The organism is Streptococcus bouchesdurhonensis, from assembly GCF_948472335.1.
In genome coordinates this window covers 21,428-42,490 of sequence record NZ_CAOKTW010000009.1, presented here as the reverse complement: position 1 = coordinate 42,490, position 21,063 = coordinate 21,428, and the positions used below count along the sequence as shown (strand labels likewise).

The following is a 21,063-nucleotide window of genomic DNA, read 5'->3' as shown; positions in this document are numbered from 1 at the left end:
TATATAAAAATCTTACACATTAGAAAAGGAGGTTCCCCATGTACTTTCCAACATCCTCTGCCTTGATTGAATTTCTCATCTTGGCTGTACTGGAGCAGGATGATTCTTATGGTTATGAGATTAGCCAAACCATTAAGCTGATCGCTAATATCAAAGAATCTACACTCTATCCCATTCTCAAAAAATTGGAGGGCAATAGCTTTCTGACAACCTATTCTAGAGAGTTCCAAGGTCGCATGCGCAAATACTACTCCTTGACAAATGGTGGTATAGAACAGCTCGTGACCCTAAAAGATGAATGGACACTTTATACAGACACCATCAATGGCATCATAGAAGGGAGTATCCGCCATGACAAGAACTGAATACCTGACTCAGCTAGAACTCTATCTCAAAAAACTGCCTCAGGCTGACCAAATTGAAGCCATGGACTATTTCAGGGAACTCTTTGACGATGCTGGAGTCGAAGGAGAAGAAGAACTCATCGCTAGCTTGGGAACTCCCAAAGAAGCGGCCCACGAAGTTCTCTCCAATCTTCTCAATAAAAAAATCAATGAAGCACCCGCTCAAAAGAATAACCGACAAATTTTGCATATCGCCTTGTTAGCTCTCCTTGCGGCACCCATCGGTATTCCTCTGGGAATCGCCATCCTCGTGTCCCTGTTCGCAATCCTTGTGGCAGCCTTGACTGTCATCTTGGCTTTCTTTGCGGTTTCCATACTTGGTATCATCGGCGGATTCCTATTTTTAGTTGAAAGTTTTACTGTCCTAGACCAAGCTAAATCAGCCTTTATCTTGATTTTCGGTTCTGGTTTACTAGCTATCGGTGCTTCTTCGCTGGTTTTATTAGGTATTTCCTATGTAGCTCGCTTCTTCGGTCTACTCATTGTTCGCCTGGTGCAATTTGTTCTCAAAAAAGGAAAGAGAGGTGACCAGCATGCGTAAATGGACAAAAGGATTTCTCATTTTTGGTGTGGTGACTACTATTATCGGATTTATCCTGCTCTTTGTAGGTATCCAATCTGACGGGATCAAGAGCCTACTTGCCATGTCCAAGGAGCCTGTCTATGATAGTCGGATGGAAGAGCTGACCTTTGGCAAGGAAGTCGAAAACCTAGAGATTACGCTCCACCAACACGCACTGACCATCACAGACTCTTTCGATGATCAAATCCACATTTCTTATCATCCATCTATTTCTGCTAACCATGATCTTGTCACAAATCAAAACAACAAAACTCTAAGCCTCACTGATAAGAAACTGTCTGAAAGTCCGTTTCTCTCTTCTGGAATTGGCGGGATTCTCCATATCGCAAGCAGCTACTCTAGTCGTTTTGATGAAGTTATTCTCCAATTACCAAAAGGAAGAATCCTAAAAGGAATCAACATCTCAGCCAATCGCAGACAAACCACCATCATAAATGCTAGTCTTGAAAATGCAACTCTCAATACAAATGGCTATCTCCTCCGAATTGAAGGAAGTCGTATCAAAAACAGTAAACTCACAACCCCTAATATCGTTAATATCTTTGATACAGACCTTACAGATAGTCAGCTAGAGTCAACAAAACATCACATCCACGCTGAAAATATCCAAGTACATGGTAAGGTGGAATTGGTAGCGAAAACAGACCTACAACTGCTACTTTCCGAAGAAGAAAAACAAAGAGTCAACTTAGATCTTTCAACAAAACATGGCTCTATTCTTCATTTTTTAAGAGAAGGAAGGCGTTCGTTTAAAAACAAAGAAAACAAAAATGAACGATTAAGCAATCCTTATAAAACAGAAAAAGCAGATGCAAAAGATCAACTCATCGCAAGGGCAGAACAGGATATCTATCTACTCAAAGCAGAGGAACACGAGTCTTCTTCTAGAAATCGTTGACAAAAGCGCTTACATCTGCTACTATGGAAGCATATTTATCTAACTAAAAAGGAGGTTCTACCATGAAACAAGAATGGTTTGAAAGTAATGATTTTGTAAAAACAACAAGCAAGAACAAGCCTGATGAACAGGCCCAAGATGTTGCAGACAAGGCTGAAGAAACGATAGCCGATCTCGATACACCAATTGAAAAAAATACTCAAGTAGAGGAGGAAGTCTGTCAAGCTGAAGTCGAACTTGAAAACCAGCAAGAAGAGAAAATTGAAACGCCTGAAGACAGTGAATCAAGAACAGAAATAGAAGAAAAGAAAGCATTAGATTCTACTGAAGAAGAGCAAGATCTTTCTGGGGAAACAGAAAAAGTCACTAAAGCTGAAGAGAGTCAAGAAGCACTTCCTCAGCAAAAAACAATCTTGAAAGAGCCACTTCTTATCAGTCAATCCTTAGAAAGTCCTTATATCCCCGACCAAGCTCCAAAATCTACGGATAAATGGAAAGAACAAGTGCTTGATTTTTGGTCTTGGCTAGTGGAAGCAATCAAATCTCCTACAAGCAGTCTTGAAACAAGTAGCACACACAGTTACACAGCCTTTCTTTTGCTCATTCTGTTTTCTGCATCTTCCTTTTTCTTTAGTATCTACCACATCAAACATGCTTACTATGGAAATATAGCAACTATGCATAATCACTTCCCTGAACAATTTGCTTCATTAAATCTCTTTTCAATTATCTCTATCCTAGTAGCAACAGCACTCTTCTTCTTTTCATTCCTCTTGGGTAGTTTCGTCGTGAGACGATTTATCTACCAAGAAAAGGACTGGACCCTAGAAAAAGTTCTCCAACAATATAGTCAACTCTTGGCAATTCCAATCTTCCTCACTGCCATTGCTAGTTTCTTTGCCTTCTTTGATAGCCTACGATTTACAGCTCTCTTGTGTGTGATTAGCATTGGGATCACTCTGCTTGCTAGCCTCCATATCATTACAAGACCTAGTCAAGCAAGTGAAGCCGACTCCTTCTATCAATTATTCTTGTCTGTCCTTGTGAACGGAGTTATTATCCTCCTCTTCTTTGTAGCTGAAGTGGCACTGATTGGGGATTATCTTCGTATCTTGGCCTTTCTTTAAACTTTAATCCTGTCTTTCATGGCAGGATTTTTCTATGTCAAAAAAGCAAGTCGATTGACCTGCTTCTGCTTTACTTTTCTTGTGCTAATGTTTTAAAATCTTTGTCTAAGATGGGTTGCACTTCTAATTGATTGGCGTCTAGTTGGTGGTAAGATGCTGATGGTAATGACTCTAGGAATTTTGCATAGTCCAAGCGGGCAATGGCTTCATAGTCTTCTGGTTTAGAGCCATCTCCTGTGATTTGAACCAAGTCAATCTCCCACTGCACTTCCTTATCCACCAATTGCTCCATATAGGCTGCAGGAACAAATGGTTCTCTCGGTAAAACAGTCTTGACTCCTTGAGCCAGATGATAAACACCGTGCACTTGGCCTTCTCCATCCTGATAGAAGGAAACTCTTGCAAAGTAGGCGTCTGTCTCTTGAACCGCACGCACACGCGCTTCAAACTGAGCCAAGCCGTCTTCCTCTAAAAAGCTTTTCAAATCCTCATGACTAAAGAAAACAGGATTAAAAATTCCTTGGCAAATCGTAAAACGAGCCGCAGTGTCTGCAATATGAGCTTGAATACTTGCTTGGAAATAAGCTTCAAAATCAAAACCATCTAGCCCCTCAATCTCAGTTCCTGTGTAAGCAAGCAGGGCATCTAAAAATGTTTTGATAATCTGCCAGTCTGTCTTCGTGAGTAGGTCAGGAAGATCGACACGATATGCCTTTTGATCATCAGCATAACTGACCTTAAAGAGAAATTGTGATTGCCCCACTATCGCACACTCAATATATTCAAGACGGCTAAGAGGCTGACGAAGATAGACAGCATCATAGCTATGTGACTCCAAACCATCTACCAAGGCCAAGATGGACTTGGCAGTCAAAATCTCTTGTTCTCCTAAAATGCTCTGTTTATTTGGAATAAAAAATGTTTTCGTCATAACTGGACTCCTTTGAAATCGTTTACATATAGTATACCTTATTTTTCTGAAAGATACAAAAACAAACTTTATACTCTTCGAAAATCAAATTCAAACCGCGTCAGCTTCGCCTTGCCGTACTCAAGTACAGCCTGCGGCTAGCTTCCTAGTTTGCTCTTTGATTTTCATTGAGTATTAATTTTTGAGTAAAAAGCATAGAAAAACAGCCCCTAAGGACTGTTTAATCTTATACAGTAGCTGCTTGATCCAAGCTTTCATCGATAGCGGCTAGGCGCTCGACAACTTCAGCTTGTGTCAATTCATGTTCTGAAACATAGCGGTTACGTGGGTGAACACGGCACTCGTGTGAGCATCCACGAAGGTACTTGTCTTCATTTTCTTCTGATGTCAAGATACGACGGTTACAGAATGGATTTCCACAGTTGACATAACGTTCACATGGTGTTCCATCAAACCAGTCTTTCCCTACGATGGTTGGGTTGACATGGTTGACATCTACGGCAATACGCTCGTCAAAGACGTACATTTTTCCATCCCAAAGCTCACCTTGGACTTCTGGGTCTTTACCGTAGGTTGCGATTCCTCCGTGCAATTGGCCGACATCTTTGTAGCCTTCACGGACCATCCAACCTGAGAATTTCTCACAGCGAACTCCACCTGTACAGTAAACTACGACACGCTTGTCTATGAATTTTTCTTTGTTATCACGAACCCACTGTGGCAACTCACGGAAGTTGCGGATATCTGGGCGGATAGCCCCACGGAAATGTCCTAGGTCATACTCATAATCGTTACGTGTGTCAAGGACAACCGTATCTTCGTCAAGAAGAGCTTCTTTGAACTCTTTTGGAGACAAGTAAGCACCTGTTGTTTCAAGTGGGTTGATGTCGTTATCAAAGTCGTTGTCTTCCAAACCAAGGTGGACAATTTCTTTCTTGTAGCGAACAAACATCTTCTTGAAGGCTTGTTCATTTTCTTCGTCAATCTTGAACCAGAGGTCTTCCATTCCTGGGAGGCTGTGAACGTAGTCCATGTATTTTTGAGTTGTTTCGTAGTCACCTGAAACTGTTCCGTTAATTCCCTCGTCAGCGACTAGGATACGACCTTTAAGGCCGATTGATTTACAGAAAGCCAAGTGATCTGCAGCAAATTGCTCTGCATTTTCAATTGGAGTGTAAAGGTAGTAAAGTAAGACACGAATATCTTTTGCCATAAGATTTGTTCTCTTTTCTATTCTTAAATTTTCAGAATTTTTCATCTAACTATACTAGTATACCTGCTTAAGAAAACGAATGCAATTTATTTGACTGGAAATTTATAGAAAGAGTCCTATCCCTGTACTTCATCAGTAACCATAGCGAATAGCAGATAATTCTCTCAATTTTTTGATCTGCTCAGCTTGACTTTCTGACAAACTTAGCTTGTTATCAATCAATACGCGCGCAAGGTCAACGTTCATTTGACTCAAAATAAATGGAGTAGAAGTCCCATCGTCCTCTAATCGGCTTTTATAACTCACTAACTGATTTTTCAAAGGAGCAAGTTGAGGCGTATCCTTTATACCTTCCAGTAGGTGATCTATGATAGTTACGGCTTCACAACGTCTTTCGCTTCCTCCAGCAAACCATTTTAATGGTGTCATACTTACTTTCCTCTTTAAGTTGAAAAGCTATCATTCCTAACTCTCGCGCCAGTATTTACCCAAACACCCTCTGTAAAAAAGTCAGCAAAAATGGTAATGTTGCGAAAATATTATTAATCACATGCACCGCATAGGATGGATAAATACTCTTGGTATAGCGGGTCAAACTAGCAAAGATGATGCCAGATGTTGCAAAGACGAAGATATCTAACAAACTAGGCAGGCTTGAAAAATGAGGAAGAGCAAATAAAATTGACGGAAGAAGCAAATCAAGGCCAAATCTCGAATACTTAAAAAAGGCGTGTTGCAGTAATCCTCTATAAATCAGCTCTTCCATAAGTGGAGTCAGAAAGAACAGGGTTATATAGATACCTAGCTCAGCAAAGTTGGTCCCACTATAACCGATCAATATCGCCCAACCTTCAGCAGTTGACTGAACATGTTTAGCTGCCTGAACGTTAAAAGAGATATAGAGCACTACCACCAGTACTGTCAAAATCGAATACCAAAGCCATTTTTTTCTCGGAATGCGAAAGAGATAACCATGGCCTGTCTTAACCAGAATCCAAATCATGACTCCGCTAAATAGCAAACTCAAGATATTTTGAATCCAGACGAAATTGCCAATCTGGGAAGAAAATTGCCAATAATTTTGAACAATAAGCGTCAGCTGAGAAAGACCAAATACGAAAAATAAGTAAGAGAAGACTGCACTTATTTTGAATAAAAGTTGATACTTCTTCATATGAACTCTCCTTTGTAAACTCGATACATCTCTAATATAAGCTATATTTTCCTAAATCCTTACTCCAAATCCTAAATAGTACTTGAGATTTCCTGAATGGTTAAATAGTGACAAGAAAAACATATATATCTATGCTCATGTTTCAAAAAATCACTGCCTCCCCCAGATAATCCTGAGGAAAACAGTGATACAGTTTTTAGGAATTAGGAATGAATACACGAAATCAATTGATCTTATGATTTTTTGTTTTTCAAGAATTCATCGTATTGTTTTTGCATTTCGTTCAATACTTTATCGTAAGCACCTTCAGATTTCAATTTTTCCATCAATTCTGGAATAGCTTTGTCTGGGTCTACAGTACCAGTGTTGATAGCTGTATCGAATTGTTGCATTGTGTTAGAGATTGCTGAGATTTCAGATTTCACATTGTCAGTGTTAAAGATGAATCCAAGTGCTGGAGATTCTTTAGCTTCAGCCAATTGTTTCTTAGAATCTTCGATTTGTTGGTCTGTAACGTTTTCGTTGATGTAAAGGATCCAGTTGTTACCAGTGTTCCATCCACCCATGTGAGTGTTTCCTTTGTAGCCATCAAGGACTTTAACACGGTTTTCTTTACCTTCAATTTTTTCCCAGTTCTTGCCTTCTGGACCATAAACAAGACCATTCAAGAGTTCTGGGTTAGTGTTCAAGAGGTTCAACACTTCCATTGATTTTTCTTTGTTCTTAGAGTTGTTTGAGATTACAAAGTTAGCAACTTGTGTTGTTTGGTTTTTCTTGATGAAGTTAGTGATTGGTTTGATTTGGATGTCTTTGTTTGCAACACGTGAAAGCAAGCTGTTACCATAGTCAGCTGGTCCTACTGTTTCTTCACGAACGAACCAAGTATCTTGTTGAAGGTCAAATGAAGTATCGCTTGTTGCTACGTCTTTTGGAATGTATCCAGCTTCATAGAATTTGTGAAGAGTCTTCAAGTGTTCTTTGAAGCGAGGTACTTCGTAACGGTTTACGATCTTAGTAGTGTCCCCTTCAAGGTCGATAACGAATGGAAGTCCGTTTGGAACTGGGTAGTCAAAGTTATCAGATGGGATGAAGTTTTTAGTAACCGCAAATGGCACTACATCTGGAGCTTTTTCTTTGATTTGTTTCAAGACTGGTTCAAGTGTTTCATATGAAGTGACACCTGAAATATCGATACCGTATTTAGCAAGGAGAGTTCCGTTGAAGGCGAAGTTTTGAGATGATGCAACGTTGGCTGCAACTGGAACTGCGTAAATTTTACCGTTAATGCTGTTACCTTTGATGTAAGCTGGGTCAAGTGCTTTATAAAGCTCTGCCCCTTCTTTCTTATACAAGTCAGTCAAGTCAGCATAGGCACCTTTTTGAGCATTTACAACATAGTTAGATGCAAAGGCGATATCGTAGTTTTCACCAGATGATGTGATAACTGACATTTTCTTATCATAGTCACCCCATCCAAGATATTGGATATCCAATTTAGCACCAACTTTTTCACCGATGATTTTGTTAGCATTTTCTAGCAATTCATCTAAGTTATCTGGTTTGTCACCGATTTGGTACATTTTGATAACAGTTTTTTCACCTGAAGCTGAGTCAGCAGCTTTTTTACTGTTACCTGAAAGGTTTCCACAAGCAGCGAGACCAGCAGCCAAAGCGACTACGCTAGCAGATGCAAAAGCATATTTTTTCCAGTTTTTCATGACAAAAACTCCTTTTTTTATTTTTAAACTTATAAACAATATAATGATCTTAACTTCACGCAAGGGAAGTTTGGAAATGAGAAATGATTTTTCTCGACAAGTACTATTCTTTCACACCACCGATAGTCAAACCTTTTACAAAGTAGCGTTGGAAGAATGGATACAAAATCGCGATTGGAAGGGTTGCGACCACAACCATGGCCATACGACCTGTTTCTTTTGGAAGAGCAACTCCCAGTTGACCAGATAGGCCGACTGCTTTGGCGATGTAATCCATATTTTGTTGGATTTGCATGAGCAAATATTGCAATGGATACAAGTTGTCACTCTTGATGTAAAGAAGGGCATTGAACCAGTCATTCCAGAAACCAAGAGCTGTCAAGAGCGTGATGGTTGCAATACCTGGTAGTGACAATGGCAAACAGATTTGGAAGAAGATCCGGGCCTCACTAGCACCATCAATACGAGCGGATTCTAGAATAGCTTCTGGAATGGTCTTCTTGAAGAAGGAACGCATCAAGATGATGTTAAATGGTGAGAGAAGCATTGGAACAATCAAAGCCCAAACTGTATCACCAAGTTGAAGTAAACGAGTTACCACGATATAGCCCGGTACCAAACCAGCGTTGAACAACATACTAAGAAGGGCAAAAATCGTAAAGAATCTGCGATACTTAAAGGTTGTCCGTGAAATAGCGTAGGCATAAGTTGTTGTGATAAAAACGTTTGTGATAGTCCCCACCACTGTTACAAAGACTGAGATGAAGAGGGCTTGGAGGATTTTATCCTTAAACTGTGCCAAAAACTCAAAACCGTCTAAGCCAAATTGAGATGGGAAGAAGCTATATCCATTTTGGAGGATACTCTTTTCATCTGTCACCGAAATAACGATAACGAATACAAAGGGTAGGATACAAGAGAGGGCAACCAAACCAGAAATGGTACTAAAGAAGATATCTGCTTTCTTACTGAAGGAGTGAATGCCGACATTATCAATTTTTTCTTTTTTAATTTTCTTTTCTGCCATATTCTCCTCCTTTCTAGAACAAGGCTGAGTTTGGATCAACTCGTCTTGCCAGTAAGTTTGATAGGATAACCAGAATCAAACCGACTACTGATTGATAGAGACCTGCCGCTGAAGCCATCCCGATATCTGCTGTCTGAGTCAAACCATTATAAACATATACGTCCAAGACGTTGGTTACGTTATAAAGCTGACCAGCATTGTGGGGGATTTGGTAGAAAAGACCGAAGTCTGCACGAAAGATATTTCCGACTGCAAGGATGGTCAATACAGTTACCAATGGTGTCAACTGCGGAATGGTTACATTGCGAATTCGTTGCCATTTGCTGGCTCCGTCCACTGTCGCTGCTTCGTAGTAGGTTGGATCAATTCCCATGATTGTCGCATAGTACATGACACTGCTATATCCAAAACCTTTCCAAATACCTAGGAAAAGTAGGAGATATGGCCAGATGCCCAAGTCAGCGTAGAAATTGACTTCCTTCATTCCGATAGATTCTAGGAAATGGTTGAATACCCCTTTATCAATGTTTAGGAAGGCATCTGTAAAGAAACTGATGATAACCCAAGACAAGAAGTAAGGGAACAACATAGAAGTTTGGAAGATCTTAACCATTCTCTTAGAACGGAGTTCACTGAGGATGATGGCAATCCCTACAGATACAATCAAACCGATAAAGATAAATCCGAGATTGTAGAGGACAGTATTTCGTGTGATAATAAAGGCATCTTTTGAACTAAACAAGAATCTGAAATTATCGAGTCCGACCCATTTACTATTCACGATACTATCTATAAATCCATTACTGGTCATGTGGTAGTCTTTAAAGGCAACCACGTTCCCAAATACTGGAATGTAGAAGAATAGAGTCAACCAGAGTGCCCCTGGCAAAACCATTAAGAGAAAGATCCAGTTGTCTCTCAAGGTTTTTGAAAACTTATTCATAATTTCCTCCCTTTTTTATTTTGATATCCATCTAAAAATTCCTTTTTAGACTTTTGATAACGATTACATTATTAGTATACTCCTATTTGCAGGTTAGGTTAAACTACTAATTATAGAAAAAACTCCACAAATTATTTTATGTGGAGTACTTTTTTAAGAAAGGGATGTTTCACGAGAAACACCCTGCTCAAGGCAAGGTGTTCTTGTTTTTAGGTCGTGTAGATGGTTGAAGCTGTCGCAATAGTATGCCACTGGTTGGCTGTTGTGGCTGCGAAGTCCTTATCTGCGTAGAAGTCTGTAAATGGTAAGATTTCCACTTCTAGCTCGTCGATGCGGTCAATCTGACCAGACAGATAAGCCTCGATACGGCTTTCTGCTCGTTTGATGCGTTGCAGGAGTCCGCCTATACGGATATCGACCGTATCCAAGCCAAAGACCTTGTTTTCTTTCATCCATTGGTGGCTAAAGAGGGCATGGAAGTCTTCAATTTGGCTTCTAAGTTTTGGTAATTCTTGTCTGGCGATTTCTTGCAGACTTTCTTTATCGTTTGTTTGGTAGGCCTGACGGATGCGTCTTCCCACATCCACTTTGCTACTTAAAATGGAATTCAACTGGGCCTGAGTTTCAAAGAGATAGGCATAGTTCCCAGCTTTTTCTTTAATGTTAGCGAGCATCTCAGCAGCCTGAGCGAAGTGCGGTTTGTCCTGTTCAGGTGTCATGTGTCGGTCAAGGATCGGACAGAGAACATCCTGATAAAAGACATAGCGGTTAGGATTGATCCCGCTGAGATTACCTGGTAGGTCTGGCAAGAGATTAGCTAGGTCAATCTGCATAAAATCTTCAACCGATAGACCTATATTGGTCTGGAAATGAGCAGACAAACGGTCTAGGTCATTGCGATAGCTGAGTTCTGCCCAGATTTGCAAGCTTGGTAGGATAGAGAATTGGGCTGTTTCCCCACCATTATCCCCCCAACCCGTCACGATGACTTCTTTGATATCATTGGCGCGACAGGCTTTATTGGCTTCAAGAGCAATGAGACGGCTGAAATGGTTGTTGGGTGTGAAACCAATCCACTTCCAAGCACCCCCCGCAAAGGCAAGGTCATGACTAATCTTGTGGTGGTTACTAAAGTTACGGTTGTATTTTTCCTCGCTATCCTGATAATAGTCCCAGTAAACCAAGGTCACACGATCTTTGAGACGGTCTAGGTAGACACGAGTTTCTTCTGGAATTTCCACATCACGGTCGTACTGCCCATCTACTGACATAAGTTTAAAGAACATATCGCTCCACATCTGGCAGTGGAAACCATATTTGTCTGCAATATCCAGCACGCGCTCCAAGTGTTGGCACATGAGGAGACTACGATCCACCACACCGTTTAGAATCAGGTAGCGTCCCAAACCAACCAAGTGGGCTTCGTCCATCCCGATATTGACCTTGCGAGTCTTCAGCTTAGACAGAGTGGCAAACATGCCATCAATCAGGTCATAAACCTTTTCTTCGCCAATAAGGAGGATATCCTCCACATCACGGAGCTCCTGCACTTCTTTGACACCCCATTTAACGAAGGCAGACAAGTGGGCCAAAGTCTGGATACATGGCACAAAGGTCATATCAAACTGCTGGGCATAGGCTTCGATTTCCTGCAATTCCTCAGCTGAGTAGGCTCCACGGAAATAGCCAAAGTAAGGCTGCCCTTCAATCTGGTAGGTATCTTCCATGTAGAGCTCAAAGGTTGAGTAGCCCATGAGAGCCAAGACCTCAATCATCTGCTTGGCAGAAGCCACATTCAGCACCGCATTTCGAGAACAGTCTGCCATGTAGGCTAAATCTTCATAAGCCGCCTGTTCCTCAATCTCTACTTTATCACCTTCTGCTAGGGATGTTGCCAACAGGGACAAGGCACGATAAAGTTGGTGGGGTTTGCGGTAAGTTAGTTGATAGTGGCCACCCTCACCCTTGATAGAGATAGAGGCTTGGTCAGACTGAGCGACAGCTACCTCTACATCTGGTAGAAAAATGTGTTTTTTTAATACTTCAATAGCTTGCGCTTGTTTGTCACTAATTCCTGTAAATCTTACCATTGGTTTTCCTCCTGTAGCCAGTTGACAAGGGCACCGTAGAGATTGGCATCTGCGTGATAGGTGCAGGCCTGGATAACAGGTGCGACTGTGTATTCTTCGTAGGTATCGACAAAATAATCAACAGCCTTCTTGACACCTTGAATAAAATCTGGATTTTGACTGATAGAGCCTCCCAGGCTGATGACATCTGGATCAATAAGATATTGGATATTGAGCAAGCCTTGCGCCATATTACGATTCATGCGCTCGATGGCTTCTTGACAAAGGGCATTTCCTGCTTCGGCTTTTTGGTAAATTTTGCGACCGTCCCAGTCAGTCTGACCAGATTTTTCAATCACGTATCGCACCATATTTCCAGTTGACGCTAATTGCGACCAGTTGTTGAGCTTTTCAGCAGGGGCAAGAGTTGTCATGTAGCCAAATTCTCCACCCAGACCGTGGCGACCTCGATGAAGTCTACCATTGATAATCATGGCTCCGCCAATCCCTGTCCCAATCACGACACAGGCTGCATTTTCAAGTTCTGGATGAGCCAGTAATTCACTGAGCCCAACGCAGTTGGCATCATTTTCTAGATGGACAGGAATCTGATAAGAGCTAAGCGCCTCATACCAAGAAAATCCGTGAATATAGGGCACCGCACTGAAGCCATCAATCACACCTGTCTCTTGATTGACCGCGCCTGGAACGCTCATAGCAATCCCGCTATAATCCTGCTCTGACAAACGTTGATCTAGCCAAGCTAGTAAATCCTCCAAGTTTTCAGGCGTTGAGATACTTGTCTTATCTAGTATTTTCCCATCAGGAGTCAGACTGGCAAACTTAATTCCAGTTCCTCCGATATCAATCGTTGCAATGGTCATTGTTTTTACCATAAAAAGGGGCGAATCAGCAGTTAGTTCTTACCTTTTCGCCCCTCCTTTCTTTTTATGTTTACTCTTTGAAATTAAATTTCTTCTTTTTTGATGAATTCTGTACGAATCTCTTGTGGTGAAATGAGGCCTCTATGAACTGGGTATGGTCGTTCAAGTAGGTCAAGGAAGAGATGTTGACTTTCCGGTACACGTACATTTTCACTACACATATTGTAGTAACGAAGAACATAGCCTTCTTCATTTTCAGCTACCTTAAAGGCTGTTGGACAGATTTGCGGTATGCTGAGAACAGAATGGCTCAAGAGGCTACCAGTCGCATCCACGCTTCCTTCTTGTTTAGCAAGCTGAAGGCTGGTAAACGGTGTCTGCAAGGCTTTAGCACGACGATAGGCTGAGAAGCGTTCTTGGGCTTGGTGGCATTCAAGCGCAAACTCGACTTCAAACTCACGCAAGCATTGTGCTTCTGGTGTTGGGAAGTAGCCCCAGTCACCTAACTCACCTGATGCACGCAAAATAGTCACTGCAATGGTGTCGTCTCCAAGGATTTCGTATTCATTCAATCCCTTGTTGGATACAGTCACTCCTTTTTCATCGTCATACAGACTGACAAAAGCTTGTTGGTGTTGAGGATTTTCAGGATTTTCCCATGAAGCAGCTGGTTTGTTTGGTCGTGTCACCACCTCATAGATGCTTTCAGAATCATTGTTTGGACGCGTGTTATGAGTCTTGACCAAGAGACGGATACGGTGGTCTTTGGCAGTGTTGGTAAAGCGAGTCTTGCAACGGATTTGTGGATTATCAACGAATATAGTCATCTCAGTTTCAAGAGGAATGCTTGCCAATTCTTCTGAACGTCCAGCTTCACGCTTCATAAACTCGATGATGCCTTTTTGCTCTTCTTCTAGCTTTTCATCTGCACTGACAGGCACGGTCAATTCATGTTTGAGCAAAATCTTAGCGTAGCGAGCTGTGTTTTCCAAGACCTCATATCCCTTAAGCTCTGCATAGATTGGCTCTGTTCCTTTTGGTTGGAAATAGATATACTCGTTTCCGATGTCACCACGGTCTTCGAAGCGGATAAAATCTTCATAGGCTTCGTGAGTTGTCTTGTCATAGACTATGATGTTGTCATCCACACTCACCGTTACAAATGGCGTATCAATCACTCCGTTTTGGTAAATACCGTCGCGGTGTTCTTGTTCTCCTTCCAGCAATTGGAAGGTTGTCCAAGAAAGTGGCGCTAGGTGAACTGGAATGGTCACGCGCACTTGTCGAGCAATACGAGCTTGGCGGAACTTATCTTTTGGTAAATCGTACTCAAAATTAGCTCCGAGATCTTCGATTTTAGCCTCTACAGGACGCCCATCCAAGTCCTCCACACGGTAACTTGGCAAGGTAAGAGCAGCCATCTTCTTGTATCCTTCTGTTGGATGCAACTCCTTGAAATCACAAGTCGCTACATCAATCACTGTGCTGACAGTATCAACCTTATCATGCAAGCCTGTGTTAATGACAGTAAAGAGATAGTCACTTTGAGCCTTAGCTGTAGCTATTTTGCCCTTCCACTCGTTAAGAAGGTTAGTCTTGACAAAGTTTCCGACTTGATTGACCTTGGCAAAACGTGTCTCCATCTCACGGTGAACTTCGTCCACGCTACAGCCACAGATACTATCATGCGGCGCATTTTGCAAAAGAGTTTTCCAAGCATAGGTCAACTGGTCCTTGTGGTTGTGGCCACCAGTGATAACTGTCAATGGTTCAACCACTTGCTCCAGCAAATTACTGTTTTCTTGGAAGGCTTGTTTGAGATAAATACGAGATGAAGAAGTGTTGGCAAGTGTGTACCAGCCATCTGTTTCCTGACTGGTCAACTCGCCTGTAACCGTTGATAACTGCTCTGGTAGAGCACTTTCCACAGCTTGAACATATTCATCAAAGGAACTATGAACAAAGGTCACATCTGGGAAGAGTTCATTTGCCACACGAATGGCTTCGCTCAGATTTTTTTGTACAGGTTGGTGGTCACATCCGTTCATCATCAACCATTGGTTGGTCGAAGCATAGTCGCGCACATCTGCCAGTTTTTGTTTCCAGAAGGTCAAGGCCTCGTCTTTATCAACTGGAATTTCATTCCCATTACTATACCAGTTGGCAAAAAGGATACCGAGAACACGACTTCCGTCCGCACCCTGCCAGTACATTTCTGAAAACTGAGAAGTAAACTGCTCATCTTCGAGAACTTGGTTGTCAAATCCAATCGGCTTGACACCACGGCCAAAGGCTGCCACGTGAATGCCTGATTTTTGAAGGATTTGAGGTGCTTGTCCCATATTTCCAAAGGTATCTGGGAAGTAACCAATCTGGGTTGATTTGCCCCATTTGGCAGCTTCTTGCTGACCAATAAGAGTATTGCGGACATTGGCTTCACTTGAAATCAAGTAGTCGTCCTGCAAGATGTAAAAGGGACCAATTTTAAGTTTGCCCTCATCAATGTAGCGTTGGATTTTGTCACGATTTTCAGGACGAATTTGCAAATAGTCATCAAGGACAATGGTTTGTCCATCTAAGTGGAAACTCTTGAACTCAGGGTCATTTTCAAAGAGATCAAAGAGATTGTCAAACAATTCCACCAACTGCATACGGTGGCTTTCAAAGGGCAAGTACCACTCACGATCCCAGTGACTATGTGAGATAATATGTACGACAACATTTTCCATGAAGTAAAACCTCATTCTAAATTTAAATTTTTATTGTTAACGTTTTAAATGTAAATTTGTGATTCTTTCCAAGAATCAGTTGCGCTAAAGCGTGTTCCTTAGCGGATATCCAAGTAATCCAAGACCAATTCACAGAACATCATGTTGGCCCAAGAGAACCATTCACGAGAATAAAGAGTTGGGTCATCCACGTGGAAGCTTTCGTGCATAACACCTGTACCACCATCGCAAGCAACCAGCTGGTCCAGCAAGAATTTTTTCTCTGCCTTATCTCTTGTTGTCAAACCTTGGATAGAAAGGGCAATGGGCCAGATATAGCGATAGAAGGTGTGAGAACTTCCGAGACCGCTAGCGTATTCTCCTTGGTAGAAGTATGGATTTTCAGGGCTCAGAATGGTACGACGAGTTGCTTGATACACTTCATCGTTGACATCGCAGTAGCCCAGATAAGGCGCAGCCAACAAACTTGGAACGTTTGGATCATCCATGATGCTGGCATTTCCTAGACCATCCACTTCAAAGGCATAAATCTTTTCGCCCTTGCTGTTGGTGGTGTAAGCATAGTTTTCGATACCTTCTTGGATCTCTTCTTGCAGACGTTTAGCGTCTGCGATGACACTCTCGCTATCAGCTAGATTCAATTCTGTAAAGATTTCTTGCACATAACCCAAGACTACTGCTGCAAACATATTTGACGGAATCAAGTAACTATACTGACAGCAATCATCACTCGGACGAAAGGCTGACCAAGTCATACCTGTCACTGCAAAATCAGGTCCAAAGCCATCATTTACCAAGGTGTCTTCCTTGCGGTCCGTATCTCGGACAAAACGATAAGGAGAGTTCTTGTGGTCTTGTTCCACCGTCCACAGATGGAGGATTTCCTTGGTCGCTGCGACAAAAGTCTCATCAAACTGACTAGTCTCGCCAGTCTCTTTCCAGAGGAGATAAGCCAACTGCAAAGGATAGCAAAGCGAGTCCACCTCGTACTTGCGTTCCCAAATCCAGCCATTAAGGTCTGTATGGTCGGTCTCGTTGTGCCCCTTCCAGTTTTCCTCAATGTTGAAGGAATTGGCATAAGGATCCTTGAGTACCAAGGTCATCTGACGTTTGACCAAACCTGCAATGGTCTGACGCAGGAGGGCATCTCTTTTAGCCACATGAAGGTAGGGTCTGAGTTGAGCTGTCGAATCTCGAAGCCACATAGCAGGAATATCTCCTGTGAGCACAAAGGTTGAACCATCTTCTAGGATTTCAACCGTATTGTCCAAGGTGTCTGTGTAACAACGCTCGAAAACATCCACCCACTCTGGATGGTCCTTAGCTCGCTCTGCCACTTCATCTAGCCATTCTCTAACAATTTCTTTTGAATAAATCATCGTGCAGTATCCTCTTTCAAACAAGTTTCATTTTCAGTATATAGCTTTTGAGACAGAAAATACATACACAAATGATAGTCATTTTTCTACAAAATAGTTATCTTTGAAGCTCCTTTTCTAAAGGCCCTCTTTTTCTGATATAATGTAGAAAAACAGCTAAAGGAAAGACTATGAAACTACTACTTGAAACCATCGATACCCGCTTTGGAACTGCCAGCAAGCATGCCTTCTCTCGGGGAAATACCCTGCCATACACAGGCGTGCCTTTTGGGATGAATTACTTTGTACCCCAGACCAGTGACCAGGAGGGCTCTTGGTTTTTCGATCCGCATCTGCCTATCTTTCAGGGGATTCGATTAACCCACCAGCCCAGCCCTTGGATTGGCGACTACTCTTGGCTCCTTCTGACACCTGTCACAGGCCAACTGGGTGGAGACAGCCTCTTCCATCGCCAGTCTTCCTATGATATGGATAAGGCCTCTTTCCAACCTCATTATCTGAAAATTTTCTCCCTGCGCTATCAGATTGAAAGCCAGCTTACACCGACTTGCTACGGTGCTTCTATTCGTTTGGAACAAAAGCAAGGCAAAGCCCTCTCCCTCTATCTTCACGCAGCAGATGAACTGACAGTGGAGCAAGTAGACGAGCGGACTCTTACCCTACGACAAGAAGGTAAAACTGAAACCAACAAAAATCCACTGATACTGTTCACATCCCTGAAAATGAATACGGATATCCTTGCTATCAGCCAAGAAGGCGAAGACTGGCTAATTGACTTAGCAAGTAGCCATGCTGAAATTCAGCTAGCGACTTCTTTCATCTCTCACTCTCAGGCTCTGCTTAATCTACCTCAAAAAGATTTTGATAACTGTAAAGCAAATGCACAAGCGGACTGGGAAAATCTCCTCCATCGTTTTGATATCATGGAAACAGGAGAGGCTGACCGAACCTTCTTTGATCACTGCCTTTACAGACTCTTCCTCTTCCCACAGACTTTTTATGAGGTTGATGAATCAGGGCAAGCCATCCATATGGATCTGGCTACTGGAACTGTCAAGCCTGGTGTCCTCTTCAGCAACAATGGTTTCTGGGATACCTTCCGCACCACCTTCCCCCTCTTTGCTCTTATCATACCAGAACACTACCACCGCTTCTTAGAAGGATTTCTCAATAACTACCGCGATACTGGTTTCCTTCCAAAATGGCTGGCTCCAGATGAACGTGGCATGATGCCAGGTACCCTGCTAGATGGCATTATCGCAGATAGCGCCTGCAAGGACATGGCCCCCGACCTAGAAGAAGAACTCCTCCAAGCCATGCTTGAAACAGCCACCAAGTCCGACCCTCTCGGCATCAATGGTCGTCACGGATTAGCCCAATACCAAGAACTAGGCTACCTCTCTACCGACCACCACGAAAGCGTCAGCCACACCCTAGACTATGCCTATAGTGACTTTTGTATCTCTAGCTGTGCTGAAAAACTAGGGAAAATAGAAATCGCTGAAACCTACAAGGCCGCATCACAAAATTACCGCCATCTATTTGACGCTGAGACAGGTTACATGCGAGCGCGTGATGGTCAAGGCAACTTCCGTCCTGATTTCTCTCCTTATAGTTGGGGACGTGATTATGCCGAATGTTCAGCCATCCAAGCAACTTTAGGCGTCCTCCACGATATCCCAGGCTTGATCCAGCTTATGGGTGGAAAAGAAGCCTTTAGCAACTATCTTTTAAAAGCCTGTCAGGAGGCTCCCCTCTTTGAGACAACAGGCTATGGCTACGAGATTCACGAAATGAGCGAGATGGCTACTGCTCCTTTTGGACAACTCGCCATTTCCAACCAGCCAAGCTTCCACATTCCTTATCTCTTCCGTTACTGCGATTACCCTGACTACACTGCTCTTCTCATCAAGACGCTCCGTCAGAAAGCTTTTCACCCAAGTTGGGAAGCCTATCCTGGCGATGAAGACAATGGCAGTCTCTCAGCCTGGTACATCTGGTCAACTCTCGGTTTTTATCCGACCTGTCCAGGAAAACCAAGCTATGACCTCGGAATCCCTCTCTTTGACCACCTCCGAGTCTACCTTGCCAAAGAAGATAAATGGCTAGATATTCATGCTGAGCAAAACCACAGCCATTTTAACTTTGTAAAAGAATGCCGACTGGACACAACTCTAGTATCAACTATTCAACACCAAGATCTCCTAAAAGCTGAACAACTAACCTTCACCCTCAGCTGGTTACCAAGTCACTAGCTAGTAGACAAAAGAACCTTTGTATCGTGCAAAGGTTCTTTTATTTTATGAAACTTGTACTTGAGCTTGATCAACCAGCTGTCCATCAACAGTCAGATTCAGATAGAAATCCAAGGTCTTGTCGGCAGCAAAATACAGGGTTGGTATGGTCAGGTCTTTTTTGCTTTCCCCAGCTTGGAATTGAAGGACTTGAATTTCGTCCTGATAGGCGACACCATGGACACCTGTCCCCGGTTGGATCGAAATCTTAGTCTCTAAAGGAGTACTACTTTCGCTACGTTCAATCCTAAAATGAAGAGTCTCTCCCTTTGTCACAGCTAGACTTTTTTCTACAAATGCTAGCCCCTGAACAACTACTTTTTGTGATAACCTCGGAGTTTTATAGAGTGAAATCTTGGTCAATACAGGCTTAGATTGCGCCTCGGTAATCATCACGCGCACCTTCTGTGCCTCTACTAGCGGACCTCGCAGGAGACGCTTATGACCAACTGTAAAGCCCATGCCAAATTCTTGCCAGACACCGTCCACCTCTACTAGCACATGAAAAGCAGCGATTCGTTGCCCTAGCTTCAAATCTTCTCTTAACTCAATTACATCAAAAGTTTTAGGTGACCCTAAGTCGAGTTCTAACTGGATGTGCAAGCCTACATCACTTGCCCAAGAGCTGGTCTCAAGGCCATCTGTCAGATGATGACAAGCAAAGTCTGGTGATAGAGCTGGACCAGATACCTTAGCTCCCAGAGCCAAATCTTCTTTATAGAGCTCATCACGATAAGCCGCAAATTCATAAAGCCGTTTGATATCCTTCTCATCAAAGAGACCATCTTGATTCGGCGGAATATTAAGTAGGAGCGGGGTTCCTCTCCCCACTGAGTGAAAGTAGATTTCCACCAACTCCTCAAGAGACTTAGTATCCTGCTCTTCATGGTAAAACCAACCCGGCCGAATAGAAACATCTGCCTCACCGATTGAAAAAATAGTGCCTGAAGAATCTCCATGCTGAAGATAATCCAGCGCCGCTTCTGTTCCTAGTTTGTCAGGATTCACCTTTTGCCACAGTGGATCACCTGCATACCCTCGTTCATTGCCAATCCAGCGGATACTAGTGCCTTCTGTTGAAAAAATTAAGCAATCGCCCTGCAGTTCACGAATGGTTTCAAACCATTTTTCAAATTCATAATTGACCTTTTGAGCTCCCTCTCCTCTGGCACCATCCATCCAGACTTCAGCAAATTTCCCTTCATTTCCATAGGCAGGATTTGATAAAATCTCCTTCAGCTGAGCCAGATAATAGGTATTATAGTCTGCTTCTCGCTCCACATGATAGAGAGGACTGTGAGCATCCCAAGGCGATAGGTAGACCCCCATATCCATATCAAACTCTGTGGCAGCTTGGGATACTTCAAGGAGCAAATCCCCCTCTCCATTCCTCCAAGGACTGGCCTTGACCGAATAATCCGTGTGAGCTGTCGGGTAGAGGACAAAGCCATCATGGTGCTTGACCACCAAAATCAACTTCTTAAAGCCCGTTTCCTTAAGCACGCGAACCCACTCACGCGCATCTAACCTTGTCGGGTTAAAGAGTTCAGGATCCTCCTGACCTGTCCCCCATTCCTGATCATAAAAGGTATTGGGTCCAAAATGGATAAAGGCTGCTAATTCATCCTCTAAATACGCTAGCTGGGCCTGACTAGGCAAGGGGCCATGAGGTTTTATTTCTCTTACCATA

17 protein-coding genes are annotated in these 21,063 nt (G+C 42.7%); 5 read left to right on the top strand and 12 right to left on the bottom strand.

The annotated features are described in order from the left end of the window. Positions 1 to 38: 38 nt before the first annotated feature. The 4 genes from QMQ21_RS14140 to QMQ21_RS14125 all read left to right on the top strand — a co-directional run bounded on the left by QMQ21_RS14140 (position 39) and on the right by QMQ21_RS14125 (position 3,012). Positions 39 to 365, top strand: coding sequence for a PadR family transcriptional regulator (locus QMQ21_RS14140; RefSeq protein ID WP_000273859.1), 327 nt, complete (start codon positions 39 to 41; stop codon positions 363 to 365). Then, positions 352 to 945 carry a DUF1700 domain-containing protein gene (locus tag QMQ21_RS14135; protein ID WP_261814682.1) on the top strand — a complete coding sequence of 198 codons (594 nt, stop codon included), beginning with the start codon at positions 352 to 354 and terminating at the stop codon, positions 943 to 945. The genes QMQ21_RS14140 and QMQ21_RS14135 overlap by 14 nt, the downstream gene beginning before the upstream one ends. Beyond that, positions 938 to 1,885 (top strand): DUF4097 domain-containing protein, encoded by a 948-nt coding sequence (locus tag QMQ21_RS14130; protein WP_261814681.1) that lies wholly within the window; start codon positions 938 to 940, stop codon positions 1,883 to 1,885. Before QMQ21_RS14135 ends, QMQ21_RS14130 begins: the two co-directional genes overlap by 8 nt. A 62-nt stretch (positions 1,886 to 1,947) precedes the next feature. Further along, positions 1,948 to 3,012, top strand: coding sequence for a DUF6574 domain-containing protein (locus QMQ21_RS14125; RefSeq protein WP_049551385.1), 1,065 nt, complete (start codon positions 1,948 to 1,950; stop codon positions 3,010 to 3,012). Between the two features lie 70 nt (positions 3,013 to 3,082). Here the strand turns inward: QMQ21_RS14125 and QMQ21_RS14120 are convergent, their stop codons facing one another. From QMQ21_RS14120 to QMQ21_RS14070, 11 genes are all read right to left on the bottom strand, one after another. After that, a complete protein-coding gene (locus tag QMQ21_RS14120) occupies positions 3,083 to 3,943 on the bottom strand; it encodes a DUF4299 domain-containing protein (RefSeq protein WP_261035092.1) in 861 nt (286 codons plus the stop codon). Between the two features lie 226 nt (positions 3,944 to 4,169). After that, positions 4,170 to 5,156 (bottom strand): oxygen-dependent tRNA uridine(34) hydroxylase TrhO, encoded by a 987-nt coding sequence (trhO, locus tag QMQ21_RS14115; RefSeq protein ID WP_261035091.1) that lies wholly within the window; start codon positions 5,154 to 5,156, stop codon positions 4,170 to 4,172. 132 nt (positions 5,157 to 5,288) lie between these two features. Next, complete coding sequence (locus tag QMQ21_RS14110) at positions 5,289 to 5,585, bottom strand: bacteriocin immunity protein (protein WP_261814680.1); 297 nt, start codon at positions 5,583 to 5,585, stop codon at positions 5,289 to 5,291. Between the two features lie 55 nt (positions 5,586 to 5,640). Further along, complete coding sequence (locus QMQ21_RS14105) at positions 5,641 to 6,330, bottom strand: CPBP family intramembrane glutamic endopeptidase (RefSeq protein ID WP_261814679.1); 690 nt, start codon at positions 6,328 to 6,330, stop codon at positions 5,641 to 5,643. 233 nt (positions 6,331 to 6,563) lie between these two features. After that, positions 6,564 to 8,048 (bottom strand): ABC transporter substrate-binding protein, encoded by a 1,485-nt coding sequence (locus tag QMQ21_RS14100; RefSeq protein WP_173876675.1) that lies wholly within the window; start codon positions 8,046 to 8,048, stop codon positions 6,564 to 6,566. Positions 8,049 to 8,151: 103 nt separating this feature from the next. Beyond that, on the bottom strand, positions 8,152 to 9,075 hold the full coding sequence (locus QMQ21_RS14095) for a carbohydrate ABC transporter permease (protein WP_000818353.1): 924 nt from the start codon (positions 9,073 to 9,075) through the stop codon (positions 8,152 to 8,154). A gap of 13 nt (positions 9,076 to 9,088) precedes the next feature. Further along, on the bottom strand, positions 9,089 to 10,018 hold the full coding sequence (locus tag QMQ21_RS14090; RefSeq protein ID WP_049515574.1) for an ABC transporter permease: 930 nt from the start codon (positions 10,016 to 10,018) through the stop codon (positions 9,089 to 9,091). Positions 10,019 to 10,227: 209 nt separating this feature from the next. Further along, complete coding sequence (locus QMQ21_RS14085) at positions 10,228 to 12,108, bottom strand: hypothetical protein (protein ID WP_261814678.1); 1,881 nt, start codon at positions 12,106 to 12,108, stop codon at positions 10,228 to 10,230. After that, positions 12,102 to 12,971: an ROK family protein gene (locus tag QMQ21_RS14080; RefSeq protein WP_284525458.1), complete on the bottom strand. Its 870-nt coding sequence runs from the start codon at positions 12,969 to 12,971 to the stop codon at positions 12,102 to 12,104. The genes QMQ21_RS14085 and QMQ21_RS14080 overlap by 7 nt, the downstream gene beginning before the upstream one ends. A gap of 83 nt (positions 12,972 to 13,054) precedes the next feature. After that, positions 13,055 to 15,700, bottom strand: a complete 2,646-nt coding sequence (locus tag QMQ21_RS14075; protein WP_261814676.1) for an alpha-mannosidase — start codon at positions 15,698 to 15,700, stop codon at positions 13,055 to 13,057. A 98-nt stretch (positions 15,701 to 15,798) separates the two neighbouring features. Beyond that, on the bottom strand, positions 15,799 to 17,079 hold the full coding sequence (locus QMQ21_RS14070; protein ID WP_261814675.1) for a glycoside hydrolase family 125 protein: 1,281 nt from the start codon (positions 17,077 to 17,079) through the stop codon (positions 15,799 to 15,801). Positions 17,080 to 17,249: 170 nt separating this feature from the next. Here QMQ21_RS14070 and QMQ21_RS14065 point away from each other — a divergent pair, with 170 nt between their 5' ends. Further along, positions 17,250 to 19,334, top strand: a complete 2,085-nt coding sequence (locus QMQ21_RS14065) for a GH92 family glycosyl hydrolase (protein WP_153210234.1) — start codon at positions 17,250 to 17,252, stop codon at positions 19,332 to 19,334. A gap of 45 nt (positions 19,335 to 19,379) precedes the next feature. Here the strand turns inward: QMQ21_RS14065 and QMQ21_RS14060 are convergent, their stop codons facing one another. Beyond that, the gene (locus QMQ21_RS14060) at positions 19,380 to 21,062 is read right to left on the bottom strand and encodes an alpha-L-fucosidase (protein ID WP_261814674.1); all 1,683 of its coding nucleotides are present in this window, start codon (positions 21,060 to 21,062) and stop codon (positions 19,380 to 19,382) included. Position 21,063 lies beyond the last annotated feature (1 nt).